The organism is Dactylosporangium sp. NPDC050588, from assembly GCF_040654975.1.
Lineage (GTDB): Bacteria > Actinomycetota > Actinomycetes > Mycobacteriales > Micromonosporaceae > Dactylosporangium > Dactylosporangium maewongense.
The window spans coordinates 111983-126036 of sequence record NZ_JBFAJA010000004.1; the positions used below are offsets into that span (position 1 = coordinate 111983).

General features: G+C 70.9%; 14 protein-coding genes. 3 read left to right on the forward strand and 11 right to left on the reverse strand.

Going from position 1 to position 14054, the window contains the following annotated elements:
* The first annotated feature begins 29 nt into the window (after positions 1 to 29).
* Positions 30 to 773, forward strand: a complete 744-nt coding sequence (locus AB0I21_RS03815; protein ID WP_360558832.1) for an SDR family oxidoreductase — start codon at positions 30 to 32, stop codon at positions 771 to 773.
* A 56-nt stretch (positions 774 to 829) separates the two neighbouring features.
* On the opposite strand, the gene AB0I21_RS03820 is transcribed toward AB0I21_RS03815, so the two are convergent.
* Genes AB0I21_RS03820 through AB0I21_RS03840 form a run of 5 tightly spaced genes read right to left on the reverse strand, consistent with a single transcriptional unit; the run spans position 830 to position 5410 of the window.
* Positions 830 to 1549, reverse strand: coding sequence for an ATP-binding cassette domain-containing protein (locus AB0I21_RS03820; protein ID WP_360558833.1), 720 nt, complete (start codon positions 1547 to 1549; stop codon positions 830 to 832).
* Positions 1536 to 2357: an ATP-binding cassette domain-containing protein gene (locus tag AB0I21_RS03825; protein ID WP_360558834.1), complete on the reverse strand. Its 822-nt coding sequence runs from the start codon at positions 2355 to 2357 to the stop codon at positions 1536 to 1538. Before AB0I21_RS03825 ends, AB0I21_RS03820 begins: the two co-directional genes overlap by 14 nt.
* Positions 2350 to 3300 carry a branched-chain amino acid ABC transporter permease gene (locus tag AB0I21_RS03830; RefSeq protein ID WP_360558836.1) on the reverse strand — a complete coding sequence of 317 codons (951 nt, stop codon included), beginning with the start codon at positions 3298 to 3300 and terminating at the stop codon, positions 2350 to 2352. Before AB0I21_RS03830 ends, AB0I21_RS03825 begins: the two co-directional genes overlap by 8 nt.
* Complete coding sequence (locus AB0I21_RS03835) at positions 3297 to 4172, reverse strand: branched-chain amino acid ABC transporter permease (RefSeq protein ID WP_344499667.1); 876 nt, start codon at positions 4170 to 4172, stop codon at positions 3297 to 3299. Before AB0I21_RS03835 ends, AB0I21_RS03830 begins: the two co-directional genes overlap by 4 nt.
* A 20-nt stretch (positions 4173 to 4192) precedes the next feature.
* A complete protein-coding gene (locus AB0I21_RS03840; protein ID WP_360558837.1) occupies positions 4193 to 5410 on the reverse strand; it encodes an ABC transporter substrate-binding protein in 1218 nt (405 codons plus the stop codon).
* Positions 5411 to 5627: 217 nt separating this feature from the next.
* On the opposite strand from AB0I21_RS03840, the gene AB0I21_RS03845 reads away from it, so the two are divergent.
* Positions 5628 to 5921, forward strand: coding sequence for a hypothetical protein (locus AB0I21_RS03845; protein WP_360558839.1), 294 nt, complete (start codon positions 5628 to 5630; stop codon positions 5919 to 5921).
* Here AB0I21_RS03845 and AB0I21_RS03850 read toward each other — a convergent pair.
* Positions 5881 to 6516, reverse strand: coding sequence for an LLM class flavin-dependent oxidoreductase (locus tag AB0I21_RS03850; protein ID WP_360558840.1), 636 nt, complete (start codon positions 6514 to 6516; stop codon positions 5881 to 5883). The genes AB0I21_RS03845 and AB0I21_RS03850 overlap by 41 nt on opposite strands.
* Before the next feature lie 287 nt (positions 6517 to 6803).
* Between AB0I21_RS03850 and AB0I21_RS03855 the strand changes: the two genes are divergently transcribed.
* Entirely contained in the window at positions 6804 to 7190 is a 387-nt protein-coding gene (locus AB0I21_RS03855; protein ID WP_360558842.1) for a class I SAM-dependent methyltransferase, read from the forward strand.
* A gap of 35 nt (positions 7191 to 7225) precedes the next feature.
* Here the strand turns inward: AB0I21_RS03855 and AB0I21_RS03860 are convergent, their stop codons facing one another.
* From AB0I21_RS03860 to AB0I21_RS03880, 5 genes are all read right to left on the reverse strand, one after another.
* A complete protein-coding gene (locus tag AB0I21_RS03860; RefSeq protein ID WP_360558844.1) occupies positions 7226 to 8833 on the reverse strand; it encodes a cellulose binding domain-containing protein in 1608 nt (535 codons plus the stop codon).
* 164 nt (positions 8834 to 8997) lie between these two features.
* A complete protein-coding gene (locus AB0I21_RS03865) occupies positions 8998 to 9168 on the reverse strand; it encodes a hypothetical protein (protein ID WP_360558845.1) in 171 nt (56 codons plus the stop codon).
* 10 nt (positions 9169 to 9178) lie between these two features.
* A complete protein-coding gene (locus AB0I21_RS03870) occupies positions 9179 to 10249 on the reverse strand; it encodes a DUF2855 family protein (RefSeq protein ID WP_360558847.1) in 1071 nt (356 codons plus the stop codon).
* A gap of 111 nt (positions 10250 to 10360) precedes the next feature.
* Positions 10361 to 13102, reverse strand: coding sequence for a beta-L-arabinofuranosidase domain-containing protein (locus AB0I21_RS03875; RefSeq protein ID WP_360558849.1), 2742 nt, complete (start codon positions 13100 to 13102; stop codon positions 10361 to 10363).
* Positions 13103 to 13367: 265 nt separating this feature from the next.
* Positions 13368 to 13868 carry a MarR family transcriptional regulator gene (locus AB0I21_RS03880; protein ID WP_360558851.1) on the reverse strand — a complete coding sequence of 167 codons (501 nt, stop codon included), beginning with the start codon at positions 13866 to 13868 and terminating at the stop codon, positions 13368 to 13370.
* Positions 13869 to 14054: the final 186 nt, after the last annotated feature.

Below are 14054 nucleotides of genomic sequence, written 5' to 3' on the forward strand. Positions count from 1 at the left end.
ACCAAACGCTTGCTTGGTAACGTAAGCGGATGGATTTCAGGTTCCGCAAGGGCGTCGCCGTCGTCACCGGTGCCACCGGCGGCATCGGCAGCGCCGTCGCCCGCCTCCTCGCCGCCCGCGGCAGCCGCGTGCTGCTCGCCTACCGCGGCAACGCCGCAGCGGCCGAGGCCCTCGCCGCCGACCTGCCGGGTGCGAGCGCGCACCGGGTCGAGCTGAGCGACCCGGCGTCGTGCGCGGCGCTGATCGACGCGGCACCGGTCGTGCACACCCTGGTGCACGCCGCCGGGCCACACGTGCCGATGCTGCACCTGAGCCGGGTCGCGCCGGACCGGTTCGCCACGCAGCTCACCGAGGACGTGGCCGGGTTCTTCAACATCCTCGCCGCGACCCTGCCGCGGCTGCGAGAATCCCGCGGCAGCCTGGTCGCGGTCACCACCGCCGCCACCCGCCGGTTCCCGGTCCGCGACGGCCTATCGGCCGGCCCCAAGGCGGCGGTCGAGGCGCTCGTGCGCGGGATCGCCGCAGAGGAGGGCCGCTTCGGCGTCCGGGCGAACTGCGTCGGGCCGGGCATGCTCACCGACGGCATGGCGGCCCGCCTCGTCGCCGACGGCGATCTGGACGAGCGCGCCCTGGAGGTGACCCGCGGCAACATCCCGCTGCGGATGTTCGGCACCGCCGCCGACGTCGCCGAGGCGGTGTGTTTCCTCGCCAGCGACCGGGCCCGGTTCATCACCGGCCAGAAGCTCGACGTCGACGGCGGCTACGCCGCCTGACCACACCGTTCGGGCCCGCACGACGAAGGACGTCGTACGGGCCCGATGCGGCCGGGTCAGTGCGCGGCGGTCTTCAGCACACCCATCCGGGTGCGGTACTCGCCGTCGAGGGCCGCGCCGCCGTCCTCGCGGGTCGCGACCACCTCGCCACGAACCAGCACGTAGCCGCGGTCGACGGCGCCGCGGACCGCGCCGAGGGCGGGCTCCGCCATGAGCACCGCGACGCCTTCGCCGGCGAGCTGGGTGACGGTGCGCAGCAGCTCCTGCACGACGAGCGGGGCGAGCCCGGTCATCATCTCGTCGAGCAGCAGCACCCGCGGCGAGCCCATCAGCGCCCGGGACACGACGAGCATCTGCTGCTCACCGCCGGACAGCACGCCGACGAGGCTCTTCATCCGGGTCCGCAGGATGGGGAAGCGGTCGATCGCGGTCTGCACCGCACTCCGCGGCAGGCGCAGCAGCTCCGCCATGACCTGCAGGTTGTCCGCGACGTTGAGCTTCGGAAACAGCTGGCGGCCCTGCGGCACCACGGCGATCCCGGCGCGGGCCCGGGCAGCCGGTTTGAGCCGGCTGACGTCCTCACCGTCCAGGAACACCCGGCCGGTCGCCGCGACCGAGCCGTACGCGGCGAGCAGGGCGCTGCTCTTGCCGGCGCCGTTCGGCCCGACCAGGGCGGTGATCACGCCGCCGGGCGCGACGATGTCCACACCGGCGACCGCGCTGGCATGCCCGTAACGGACGGTCAGCCCTTCGAGGCGCAGCTCATGAGACGACATGCGGAACCTCCTCGGCGTCATCTGGGGCAGCGGCCGGGGCGGGGTCGGCGACCCCGAAGTACACCTGCTGCATCTGCGGGCTGTCGAGGCATTCCCGGGGCGAGCCGTCGAACACCGACTGGCCGCGGTCCAGCAGCATGATCCGGTCGACGAGGCCCGCGACGAGGTCGACGTTGTGGTCGACGAGGATCACCGCGTGGCCGCGCCGCTGCACGGTGCGCACCACCTCGGAGATGCCGGTGACGCCGGCCGCGTCCGAGCCGGCGAACGGCTCGTCGAGCAGCAGCACCAGGGGGTCCTGGCCGAGCGCGCGGCCGACCTCGACGAGGCGCTGCTCGCCGAGGGACAGGTCGCCGGCGGGCCGGTCGAGCCGGTCGATGCCGAGCTCCTCGGCGAGCGCGGCGACGGCGGCGAGGTCGGCCGGCGGGTACGGGCGGAACGCCCCGCTGAACGACCCGGCGATCATCTGCCAGACGGTGCCGTGCCGCCGGGCGGCCCGGCCGAGCAGCAGGTTCTCCGCGACGGTGAGCTCGAGGGCGAGCTGCGGATACTGGAAGGTGCGGGCCAGCCCGGCCTTGGCGCGCCGGGACGCGGGACCGGCCAGGCGCTGCCCACGCAGCGTCAACAATCCCTCGGTGGCCGGCTGCGCGCCGGAGATGAGGTCGACCAGGGTCGTCTTGCCGGCCCCGTTGGGCCCGACGAGGCCGAGGACCTCACCGGCGGTGAGCGAGAACGACACGTCCTGCAGGGCGGTGACCCCGCCGTAGCGTTTGGTCAGGCCGGATCCGACGAGGAGCGTCTCAGCCACGGCGTCCCCCCACAAGTTTGGTGAGCCTGCTCGCGTATCCGATGACGCCCTGCGGCGCGACGAGCAGGATGACGAGGACCCCGAGCGCGAGGATCAGCGTGCCGCTGGTCTCCACGGCGGGGAAGTTCAGGGTGAGCTCGACGGCGATGACGGCGCCGAGGACGGCGCCCCAGGGGGTGGCCGCGCCGCCGATGAGCGGCATGAAGATGGCCAGGAACACCAGGTTGAGGGTGAACGTGTCCGGGGTGACGCTGCCGGCCGAGTAGGTGAACAGGCCGCCGCCGACGGCCGCGATCGCGGCGCCGATGGCCAGGGACACGAGGTTCATCACCGGCACCCGCACCCCGGCCGCCTCCACCGCGCGGGGTGCGTCGCGCATGGTCCGCACGATCACACCCCACGGCGACATCCGCAGCCGGTCGAGCAGGAACGCGATGACGCACACGACGACGGTGCAGCCGACGACGACCTGGTAGTGGCTGGGCTGCCAGCCGAGGATGTCGAGCTTGCGGAGGCTGCCGAGGCCCCCCGAGCCGCCGGAGATACCTTCGGCGTCCACCAGCCAGGCGGTGAACGCCATCCCGAACAGCAGCGTCACCGCGGCGAGGAAGAAGCCGGACAGCCGCCGGGTGGCGAGCCCGAGCAGCACGGCGACGGCCGCCGCGACGATCGGCCCGGCGACCCAGGCGAGGATGAGCGGCAGGCCGCTCTTCGTCGAGATCAGGCCGACCGCGTAGCCGCCGATGCCGGCGTACGCGCCGTAGGCCATCGACAGTGATCCCGCCATCAGGTACGGCACGTACATGCCGAGTGCGATCAGCGCGTAGGTGGCGGTCGTGGTGACCAGCGTCTGCTTGTAGCCGTCCGCGCCGACCCAGAGCAGGATCAGCACCGCGCCCACGACGCCGCCCAGCAGGCCGAAGGAGCCGGGGAAGCGCTTCATGCTCGTACCCTCCGCACGAACAGGCCGCTCGGTTTGAGGGCGAAGAACAACAGGGCGACGATCAGCAGCCCGTACACGTGGGACTGGCCGCCGAAGTAGTAGGGGACGAAGACCTCGACGGCGCCGAGCAGCAGCCCGCCGACGAGCGGCGCCCAGACCGAGCCGGTGCCGCCGACCACCATCGCGAGGAAGCCCGACAGCGCCCAGCTGAGCCCCGACAGTGAGCTGACGCCCGCCTTCGGTGCGAACAGCAGCCCGGTGATCCCGGCGAGCAGACCCGACAGCAGGAACGCGATGAGCCGCACCCGGTTGACGGGGAGGCCGAGGAGTCCGGCGGCGTGGGTGCTGTCACCGACCGCGCGTAGCAGCCGGCCGGTGCGGGTGCTGCGGATCCACACCGCGAGACCCGCGAACGCAACGACGGTGAAGGCGAGCAGCACCAGGGCGCTCGGCTGCACGACCGTGTCGCCGACCGTCACCGGGTCGAACGTGAGGAGGTTCTGCCCCGGCAACGTGGTGTAGCCGAACAGGTACCCGCCGAGCTGCTGGATCGCGAACAGCACCGCCGCGACGGCGACCAGGGCGGGCAGTTCGCCGCCGCCGGAGCGGCGCTGCACCGGCCTGACCACGACCAGTTCGGTGACGACGGCGAGCGCCGCGGCGGCGGTGATCGCCACCGCCGCCGCGGCCCACACGTTCATGTCCTCGTAGAGCACCAGGTACGACGTGCACAGCCCGCCGACCATCGCGTACGGCCCGATCGCGAAGTTGAAGAACCCGGCGCCGACCAGGACCAGGTAGTAGGCCAGCGCGAGCAGGCCGAAGAAACACCCCATCTCAAGGGCGGACAACCACAGCTGCAGCTGGCCCATACCTGTTACCTCTTACCTCACTACTTGACGCACGGCGGCTGGAAAGTGGCCCACGGGCCCTTGGGCTTGTTGTCCGCGCCGAACTCGATGAGCGACAGCCCGCACGGCCCGTCCGCGCCCAGGTGCTTGTCGGCGCCGAAGGACAGCGTGAAGTTCGCCTGGCCGAAGGTGGCCGGGTAGCCCTTGACGCTCTGGATCGCCTCGTTGAGCTTCTTCGAGTCGTCGACCCCGCCGGCCTTCTCGATCGCCAGCTTGAGCACGTGCACCGAGTCCCATGCCTGGGCGTCGTATGCGGTGATGTCGTAGTCCTTGCCGTATTTGTCCTTCAGCAGGGTCACGAGCGCCTGGGTGCGCGGGTTCGCCGTGTTGATGGAGCCCATGAAGATGAGGCCCTCCAGGGCGCCCGGGGCGGCCAGCTTCCAGGAGGCGGGCTGGTTGCCGATGGACGCGAGCGAGAAGCGCTTCGTGCCTTTCATCTGGCTGCCCAGGGTGTTCTGGGCGAGCACCTCGAACGCGCCGCCGACGCTGGTCACCAGGACCGCGTCAGGGTTGGCGTTCTTGAGCCGGGCCACCTGCGCTGACAGGTCGGAGGCGTTGGCCGCGCCCTTCTCGGTGGCCACGATCTGCACGCAGGACAGCGCCGGCAGCAGCGCCTTGTCGAGCGCGGCGATCGTGGTCGTGTCGTCGGTGAGGACGCCGATCTTCGTGATGTTCGCGGCCTTGAAGGCGCCGCAGTACACCTGTGCCCAGTCCGTGGTGGTGTTGGCGAGCATGTAGATCAGCTCGTTGTCCGGCGGTGCGACCAGTGTGGCGGTGACACCCGTGGGTGCGATGGCGGGCAGGCCGAGCGCCGTGAGCGTCGACTTCGCCTGGAGGATGGCGGCGCTGCCGCTCTGCAGGAACAGTGCCTTGGCGCCCTGGCCGGCGAGCTTCTGCAGCACGGCCGGCACCTTGGTCGGGTCGGATTCGTCGTTCTCGACGACCAGCTGCAGCGGGCGGCCCAGCACGCCGCCCTTGTCGTTGACGTCCTGGATCGCCAGCCGGATCGTCTTGCCGGCGATGGTGCTGTAGGAGGCGCCGGAGCCGGTGCTGTCCTCGTCCAGACCGATGATGATCGGAGCGCCGGACGCGGTGCCGTTGCTCGGCTTTTCGTTCTCCGCCTTGTTACCGCAGCCGGCGACGGTGAGCGCCGCCAGCGCGAGACAGCTGACGATGCGGCTCGTCAATGAAACGCCCATTTGTACCCCTGTCACGGAATTATACGAATCGTCAGCCTCAGGAGGAGTGATCGCGGCGAACACCGCCGGCCGTTTGGCCTCATGTCCATAAACCTAACAAGCGCTTGGTTTTTACATCTTGGCCACGGGCGCCCAGCGTGTCAAGAACGCCACGGACGCACGGACGTAACAGAACCGTCAAAATCCGCGACACAACAGCGCCGCGGGACGTCCCGCGGTGCTGGAAAGCGACCGGTCGCGCCGGCTACCCGGCCAGAGCGTCGACGAGGCAGTCACCGAAGATATCGCGAGGCGGCGCCGTGTCGACCACGACGGCAGGAGCGGTGCCGGTCAGACGGCCGGTAACCTCGCGGGCGAGGCGCTCGACCTGTTCGTCCCCGGCCGGGTGGACGGCTTCAGGTTGAGCATGGTGCAGCCCATCCAGGTCAGCGCCCGCAGCCGCTCGGCGACCTGGTCCGGCGATCCGGAGATCACGCCGGGCCTGACGTCTCCGACGCGCACCTCGACTTGAGGGCGCAGGTGATGTCGTCCATCGAGCGGCCGGCCGCCGCCACGGCGGTGACGACGCGGTCACGCATCCCGGCAGGCGGTCCAGCGGCGCGTAGCCCAGCGACGGCATCCACCCGTCGGTCAGCCGCCCGGTGACGGCCAGCGCGCGGGCCGAACGTGCCGAGCCAGACCGGGATCCGCCGGGCCGGCTTCGGCTCCATCGGCGCGGCGACCGCATGATGGATCCGCCCAGTGTACGTCAGGGCAGCCTCCGTCCACGGTCCCTGGATGATCTCGATGGCCTCGGCCAGCCCGTCGACCTTGTCCCGCGGCGCTGGCACGCCGATGCCGAAGGCACGGAACTCGTCGGACGCGCCACCGCCCAGGCCGAGGATCAGCCGGCCGCCGGAGAGCCGGTCGAGGGCCTCGGCCATCTGGCGACCATCGCTGGCTGCCGGTACGGCACGCCGAGCACCCGCAGCATGACGGCGATCCGCGAGGTGCGCGTTCAGCATCCACCCGACCACATCCCTGCGGGTCGGTCGTTGCAGATCGAAGTCGCCAGGTGGCTGCCCGGACGGCCAGGACTGTCCTTCGATCACGGTGGTGGTCGGCACTCGTGGTTGCACTCCGTGCCGTGGTTGCGGTGATGGTCCCCGGCCGCCGGCCGCGCAGGGTCCAGCGTCGTCGAGGGCATCATTCGGTGCTTCCGCACCGTCGCCGGCTTTCACGACCAGTCCGCATGGCACCGACCGCAGACGCCGCGCCCGCCGTCGTTGGTTACGACCAGTGCGCATCGCGCTGGTCGTCGGCAGCGGCCCGCAGCTGTCGCCATTGGTTTCCGGCATGGGCGCATCGCGCCGAGCGGCGGCGGTGGGCGGTACAGCGGCTGCTGGCGTGCGACGTGTCCGAGGAGTGGACCGCGCTCGCCCGCAAGCACTGGGAGCGGGCGGGCGTCGAGGACCGCATCGACCTGCGGATCGCGCCGGCCGTCGAGACCCTCGCGGCACTGCCCGCCGAGCCGGTGATCGACTTCGGGTTCATCGACGCCGACAAAACCGGGTACCCGCGGTACTACGAGGCGCTCGTGCCGCGGCTGCGGGCAGGTGGGCTGCTGGTCCTGGACAACGTCCTGCTCGGCGGGCGGGTGGTCGACCCCGGCGACCCGGCGACCCGGCGGCCGGCGCACGTCGCGATGCGCGAGCTCAACGAGACGGTGCTGCGCGACGAGCGGGTCGAGTCCGTGATGCTGCCCGTACGGGACGGGGTGACGCTGATCCGGAAACGGTGAGCGGGAGGAGGGGCCGGCGGACCGGCCCCACCTCGTCAGACCTTGGTGCAGGTGGCGCCGTTGAGGGTGAAGGTGGACGGGATGCCGTTGGTGCCGGGGACCGAGGTGGCGCTGAAGCCGAAGTTCAGGCTGCCGCCGGCGGGGATGGTGACGTTGTAGTCGGCCGGGTTCCTGGCGGTCACCTGGTTGCCGGTCTGGGTGGGCACGGCGTTCCACATGTTCGTCACGACCTGGCTGCCCGGGAAGGTCCACCGCAGGGCCCAGCCGGTGATCGGGGCGGTGCCGGTGTTGCGGATCGTCACGTCGCCGTTGAACGTGCTGCCCCAGTCGGACAGTCCATAGTGAACGGTACAGGGGCCGGACGGCAGCGAGGCGGAGGGCGAGACCGAGACCGAAGGCGACGCGGAAGGCGAACGCGAGGGGCTGGCGGAGAGCGACACGCTGGGCACGACGCCGCCGCTCTTCGTGATCATGTTGGCGGAGTGGGTGCGGAACGGGGCGAGCTCCGGGGCGCCCTTCATCACGCCGAACTTGCCGTCGACGCTGGTGGCCGAGTACCACCAGAAGGCGCTGCCGTCGCCGCCGGCGGCCTCGAAGTCGCTGTACAGGGCGCTGAACCAGGCGGTCCGGTCGACGTTGTGCACGTTGAACTCGCCCATGAAGAAGGGCTTGCCGACGAGGTTGTGCGAGTCGTTGATCCAGGCTCGGACCAGGGTCTTCGTCTGCTCGATGCCGAGGTTCGCCCAGGACTCCGTCGGGTACGGGTGCGCGGAGGTGAAGTCGATGTACGGCGACTGGTGGATGTGGACGAAGGGGTTGCCCTCGTCGCCGCCGAAGCCGTACCGCGTCTCGTGCCCCTCCAGGCCGGTGCCGAGCAGGTGGTTGGGGTCGATGCCCTTGATGAACGCGCCCATCTCGTCGACCCAGGCGCGCAGCGTCGTGCCGCTGGTGTTCTCGTTGGGGGTCTGGTTCTCGTAGCGCGGCTCGTTCATGAGCTCCCACGCCATGATGGTCGGGTCGTCCTTGTACTTGACGCCGCTGTAGTGGTTGGTGCGGTTCAGCGCGTGGGACACGTAGTTCTTGTAGCTGGTGAAGCAGCCGGGGCACTTCGACTTGTTGAAGAACTGCCCCCGGCCGGGCTGGCCACCGGACAGGCCTTCCCACTGGAGGCGGCGGTCGATCCCGCCGTACGCCTCCCAGTAGTTGTCGAAGACCGGGATGAGGCGGATGTTGTGGGTCCGGGCCGACTCGATGATGTAGTCGAACAGGGCGAACTGCTGCTCGTTGTAGACACCCTTGGCGGTCTCGAAGCCGTGCCAGCTCTCCATGCTGAACATCCACAGGCGCAGAACGGTCACCTTGTCGGCGGCCAGGTTCGTCATGTGCGCGTCGATCTTGGCCTTGTCCATGTACTGGGTCTCGGTGTCACCGGAGCCGGAGCCGTAGGTGAACAGGTCGTAGGTGTTGGTCCCGGCGAAGTAGAAGCTCTTGCCGCCGAGACAGAAGCGGATGCCGCAGCGCTGGACGAAGGCGGTGGCGGCGGCGGCCTGGTTGACGCCGGTCAGCGTGACGACGGCGCCGACCAGGACCAGGAGGACGGCGGTCAGCGCGGCGGGCCATCGACGGCGGGCGGGTTTGCTCATGCGGGTTTCCTTCGATGCCGATCGGGCGGGGTGTCCCGCGGCCGGCGCCAAGCCGCGAGCATTGAACGTGATCGACCTAACCGGTTAAGCGAAGTCAGGTTACGACTCCGCAGAAAATCGGTCAAGGATGGAACTTAGCCGATTCAGTTGCCACCGCGGGGCACTCACCGGGTCAGGTGGCCGCCCTGGCCGACCTCGTACGCCTCGGCGACCCACCCGGCGAACGCGTCGTCGAGCTGGCCGCGGTCGCCGATGCGGAACTGATGCACGAACAGACGCTTCGTGTACGGCGACGCACGCAGGTGGTCTTCCACGGTCCAGTCATCGCGCTCCACGCGCTGCCGGTCATGTAAGGAGGCGGACGATCCGGCCGGAGCGGGGGGCGGCGCGGCCGGCGAGCACGTCGAGCCAGGCGGCCCGCAGCGCTTCCGGGCCCTCGCCGGTCTCGACGTCGACCCAGCCGGCGGCGGCCGCGGCGAAGCGGCGCCACGCCTCGGCGAAGCGGCGGTCGAGGCCCTCGCGGCCCCAGTCGGCGGTCCGCTTGCGCATCTGGTCGGGGGCGAAGAAGACCTGGCCGGCGGCGTCGGCGTTGGGGATCTGGGCGGTGAGCCCGACCGCCACGTCACGGACCAGCCGGTCGCCGAAGTGGGCGCGGACCGCCGCCCGGGTGGCGGGCGAGCCGGACAGGTCCAGGTAGACGGCGGGCACCGCGTCGAGCGTGGCGATGTCGTCGTAGGACACGACCTGGTCGTAGCAGCCGAGCGACTCGGTGAAGGCGACGTTGCCCGGCGAGGTCAGCCCGATCACGCGCGGGCCGCGGCCCCGCAGCTCGAACGCGGCGGCGTAGGCGGTCTTGCTCGACGCCGAGGACAGCAGGACGGCGGCCGCGCCGTGGCAGTCGTTGTCCAGCAGCTGGTCGGCCAGCATGAACGAGGTGAAGAACAGCGGCCGGAACAGCACCAGCAGGTCCTCCTGGTCGGCGCGGTACACCGGGTCGCCCGTGGTCAGCCGGTACGCGTTGTACGGCGACGGCAGCGCGGCCCGGTGCCCGGCACCGTCGCGGAACCCGCTCCCGTCGATCCGCACCGGCCGCACGACGAGGTGGCTGGCGGGTGGCAGGTAGCCGTACACGCGCTGTCCGGCCTCGACACCCGGTACCGTCGACGCCGCCACCTCCGCGAAGCCCCACAGCGGCACCAGTCCCAGACCCGGGCCGCTGCCGGGGTCGCGGTGCGGGAAGAACTCCCAGTAGCGCATCGACTCGCCGAGCACGGCGTAGGTGACGTTGTTGGCCGTCATGCCGACCCGGTCGACCCGCAGCAGCGCCTCACCGCCGGCCAGGTCCGGCACCGGCCCTTCGACGAGCACGGTCCGGGCGAGGTCGTCACGGGCGACGGCAAGAGTCCAGGCGGTCATGGCCGCGACGGTAGGAACCGCCGCGGCATCGGGCAACGGGGCGCCGGGTGACATGTGCCATCCCGCCGCCCCGGTCGCCCGCGACATCGGACGCGGTGAGGCGAACCCCACTTACATGAAGCGCCAGAGGTGGTCGTTGGTGCCGTTGTCGTCCCAGATGAGGACCTGGGCGCCCTGGGCGGTGGAGGCGCCGTTGACGCCGAGGACCCGGCCGCCGTTCGCGGCCTGGATGCGGAAGTAGCCGTTCGCGCCGTACCGCAGCCGCCAACGCCGATCGGAGGACGAGGTGTCGGCGAGTTGGACGGCTCTGGCGCCGTTGGCGGTGCCCGCGTTCTCGACGCCGAGGACGAGGCCGCTGTTGGCGTTGCGGAGACGGATGTAGCCGCCGGTGTCGACGACGGCGGTCCACAGGTGGTCGGCGGTCCCGGTGTCGCCCCACTGCAGGACGAGGGCGCCGCTGGCCGTGGACATGTTGGTGACGCCGAGGACGAGGCCGCTGCCGAGGTTCTGGATGCGGCGGGCGCCGTTGGGCAGGAAGCGCCACAGGTTGTCCGCCGAGCCGTCGTCGGCGGACTGCACCGCCTGCCCGCCGTTGGCCGTCGAGTTGCCGGAGATGCCCAGCACCAGGCCGCTGTTGACGTTGCGGAGCTTGTGGCCGCCGTCGCCGTTGTCCACAACGGTCCAGCGGTGGTCGGCGGTGCCGTTGTCGGTCCACTGCAGCGCGACGGCGCCGGCGGTGGTCGACATGTTCTGGATGCCGAGGACTTTGCCGCTGTTGATGTTGCGCAGCCGGACGGCGCTGCCGTCGACGACGACCTCCCAGTTGTGGTCGGCGGTGCCGTTGTCGGTCCACTGCAGCGCCAGGCCGCCGTCGGCGGTGGACATGTTCTGGATGCCGAGGACCAGCCCGCTGGCGGCGTTCACCAGACGGTGGTCCGGCGAGCTGGTGGAGGCGCCGTTGGCGCTCCAGTAGACGGTGTAGTTGAAGCCGTGGGCGTCCTGGAAGGCGCCGAGGCCGACGTTGGTGCCGTTCGCGGTCGCGGTGAACGCGAGCGAGCTCGTGCTGGTCCGCGTGATCGACGAGGTGTTCAGCGCCGGCAGCGCGGACAGCGTGGTGTTGCCGTAGTTGCCGGCGAGCACGACCGGGCCGTAGGTGACGGCGACGACGTTGGCGTTGTCGTTGGCGGGGCGGATCGCCACGGCCATCGGCAGACGGACGGTGACGGTGTCGCCGGAGGTCCATGACCGGGTCAGCGCCGCGTAGGTGCCGGGGGCCGTGGCGATGTTCTGCACGGTGCCGTTGACGCTGACGGTGGCGCCGGACGTCCACGAGGGGATGCGGATCCGCATCGTCCACGACCCGCCGACGCTACCGGTGACCTGCAGCGTGGTGGTGTCACTGACCGGGTAGCTGGTCGTCTGCGTGACCGTGATCCCGCGCTGGCTCCAGGTCAGCACCGACGGCGCGAACAGGTTCACCGTCAGGGTGGTGCCGTTGTAGAAGTAGATGGACTCCATCAGCTTCGTGTTCGTCTCGACGCCGGTGCCCTGGCAGCACCAGAAGCTGTCGTAGTCGGTGCTCCACGTGCCGCCGCCCCACGCCGGGCCGACGCCGCGCCGGCCGCCGGCCCGCAGCGGGGTGAAGTAGGTGACGTGGCCGTGGCTGTCGGCGGGGTTCTGTGCGCCGATGAGGTGGTTGAGCAGCGCCCGCTCGTAGAAGTCGAAGTAGCCGGCGTTGTTCGGGTCCAGCAGCCAGAGCTCCTTCGTCAGTTTCAGCATGTTGTACGTGTTGCACTGCTCGGCCGTGTCGTTGGTGAGGAAGCCCGCGATCGCGTTCGGGCCGCGGAAGTGTTCGGCCTGGCTGTTGCCGCCGATGACGTACGTGTGGGCGTTGACCGCGATGTTCCAGGCGTTGACGGCGATGTCCCGGTAGCGGGTGGTGCCGGTCGCCTTGTACTCGCGGGCGGCGCCGATCCACTTCGGCACCTGGGTGTTGGCGTGCAGCCCGTTGAGCGCGTCGGTGTTCGAGGCCAGGGGGTTGAACACGGCGTTGTGGTCGAAGCGTTGCGCGGCGGTGAGCCAGCGCGCGTCGCCGGTCTGCTGGTACAGGTCGGCGAGGACCGCGTTCATGCCGCCGAACTCGACGCCCAGCGTGGTCTGCATCTGCGAAGCGGACAACCGGCCCGTGCGCCAGTCCACCCAGCCGGCCAGGGCGAGCAGCACGTCCCGGGCCTGGGTCGAGCCGATCAGGCGCCACACGTCGAGCAGGCCGGCGAGGGTCTTGTGGATGCAGTACCAGGGAACGTTGCCGTTGCTCAGGTTGCCGGCTTCCAGGGCGGTGAAGTCGGACTCCGGGAAGCCGGACAGGTAGCCGGTGTTGAAGCCGGCGGCGGCGTTGTTGGCCTGGCAGGCGGCCATCGCGGCGACCATGGCGTTGGCCTTGTCGCGGCAGGTGGTGTCGCCGAGCACGGCGTAGGCCTGGGCCCAGGCGGTCAGCAGGTGGCCCTGCATGTGGGTGCGGAACGGGAAGGTCGGCGCGTCCCAGCCGCCGGTCGCGGCGGCGCCGGCGGTGGACAGCCGGTGGTTGGCCCGGAAGTTGTAGACGAGCCGGTTGACGTCGACGAAGCGCAGGTAGGCCAGGGTCCGGTTCTGGTTGTCCAGGAAGCGGCCGGTGCTCAGCCGCACCTGCCCGAGGTCGAACGCGTATGCGGAGACGCCGATGTCGGCGCGCGCCGGGGCGAGGGCGGCGCCCGCGGCGGTCGGGTCGCCGAGCAGGGGCGCGGCCGCCGAGGCGGCGGCGACGGCGCCGGTGGTCTGCAGCAGCCGGCGGCGGCTGACGCTGGGGTGGGCCATGGGGTCTGTTCCTTTCGAACCGTGACGGCGGCGGTGGCTCTGTGAGCGTTAACATGCCTGCGCGACGCGCCCGCACTACGGGGGTGACGAGTGAAGTGAGCGCTAACATCGCGGCGGCATGACGAGACTGCCAGAGGAATCGGCAACCTTCAAGGGCACGGGCCGGGTCTACGACACGTCGGCACGACTGTCACGGGACTTCTGAGCACCCCGCGCCGGCGTCGTGGCCGTCCACCGGGGCGCGGCTGGTGGACAGCACCGGCGGTCAGGGCGCGGCACCGACCCGCCGCTCGGTGCCCCAGCCGAGCGTCCAGTGCTGGTCGGGGACCTCGCCGGCGGCACCGGCGAAATCGCGCAGGGCGAGCAGGAGTTTCGGCCGGCTGTGGGCGGGCATGGCACTCAGGATGCGGTTGATCTCGCGCCGGCGGGCGTCGGTGACCCGCTCGACGAGCTGACGCCCGGCCGGGGTGAGTGACACCTGAACCGCACGCCGGTCACCGGCGGCTGGGTCACGCTGGACGAGACCACGTCGCTGGAGCCGGTCGCAGTGACGCGTGGCGGTGGAGCTGTTGACGCCGAGCAGCTCGGCCAGGTCGACCATGCGTTGCGGGCCGCGGCCGGCCAGCAGCACCATCGCCCGGTGCTGGGGCAGGCTGATGTCGGCGGCGCCGGCGTCCAGCGAGCGCACGGCGATGGCGACGAGCACGCGGCTCGCGGTGAGGAACGCCTCGGCGAGATCGGCGTCGACGTGATCGGGATCGGTCACGCACCCAGTGTGCCCCGTCCAGGAAAATTTCATGCATCGGGCATGGATGCCCAGTGCACGGGTAAGCGAACCGGGCCGGCAGCTCCCGACCCGGGCGGGAGAAGCGGGCCGTGCCGTTGCGTGCCGGGCCCGTGCCCCGCCACCACGACCCGAGACGCCACGCGACGGTCCGGCTGTGCGGTGGCG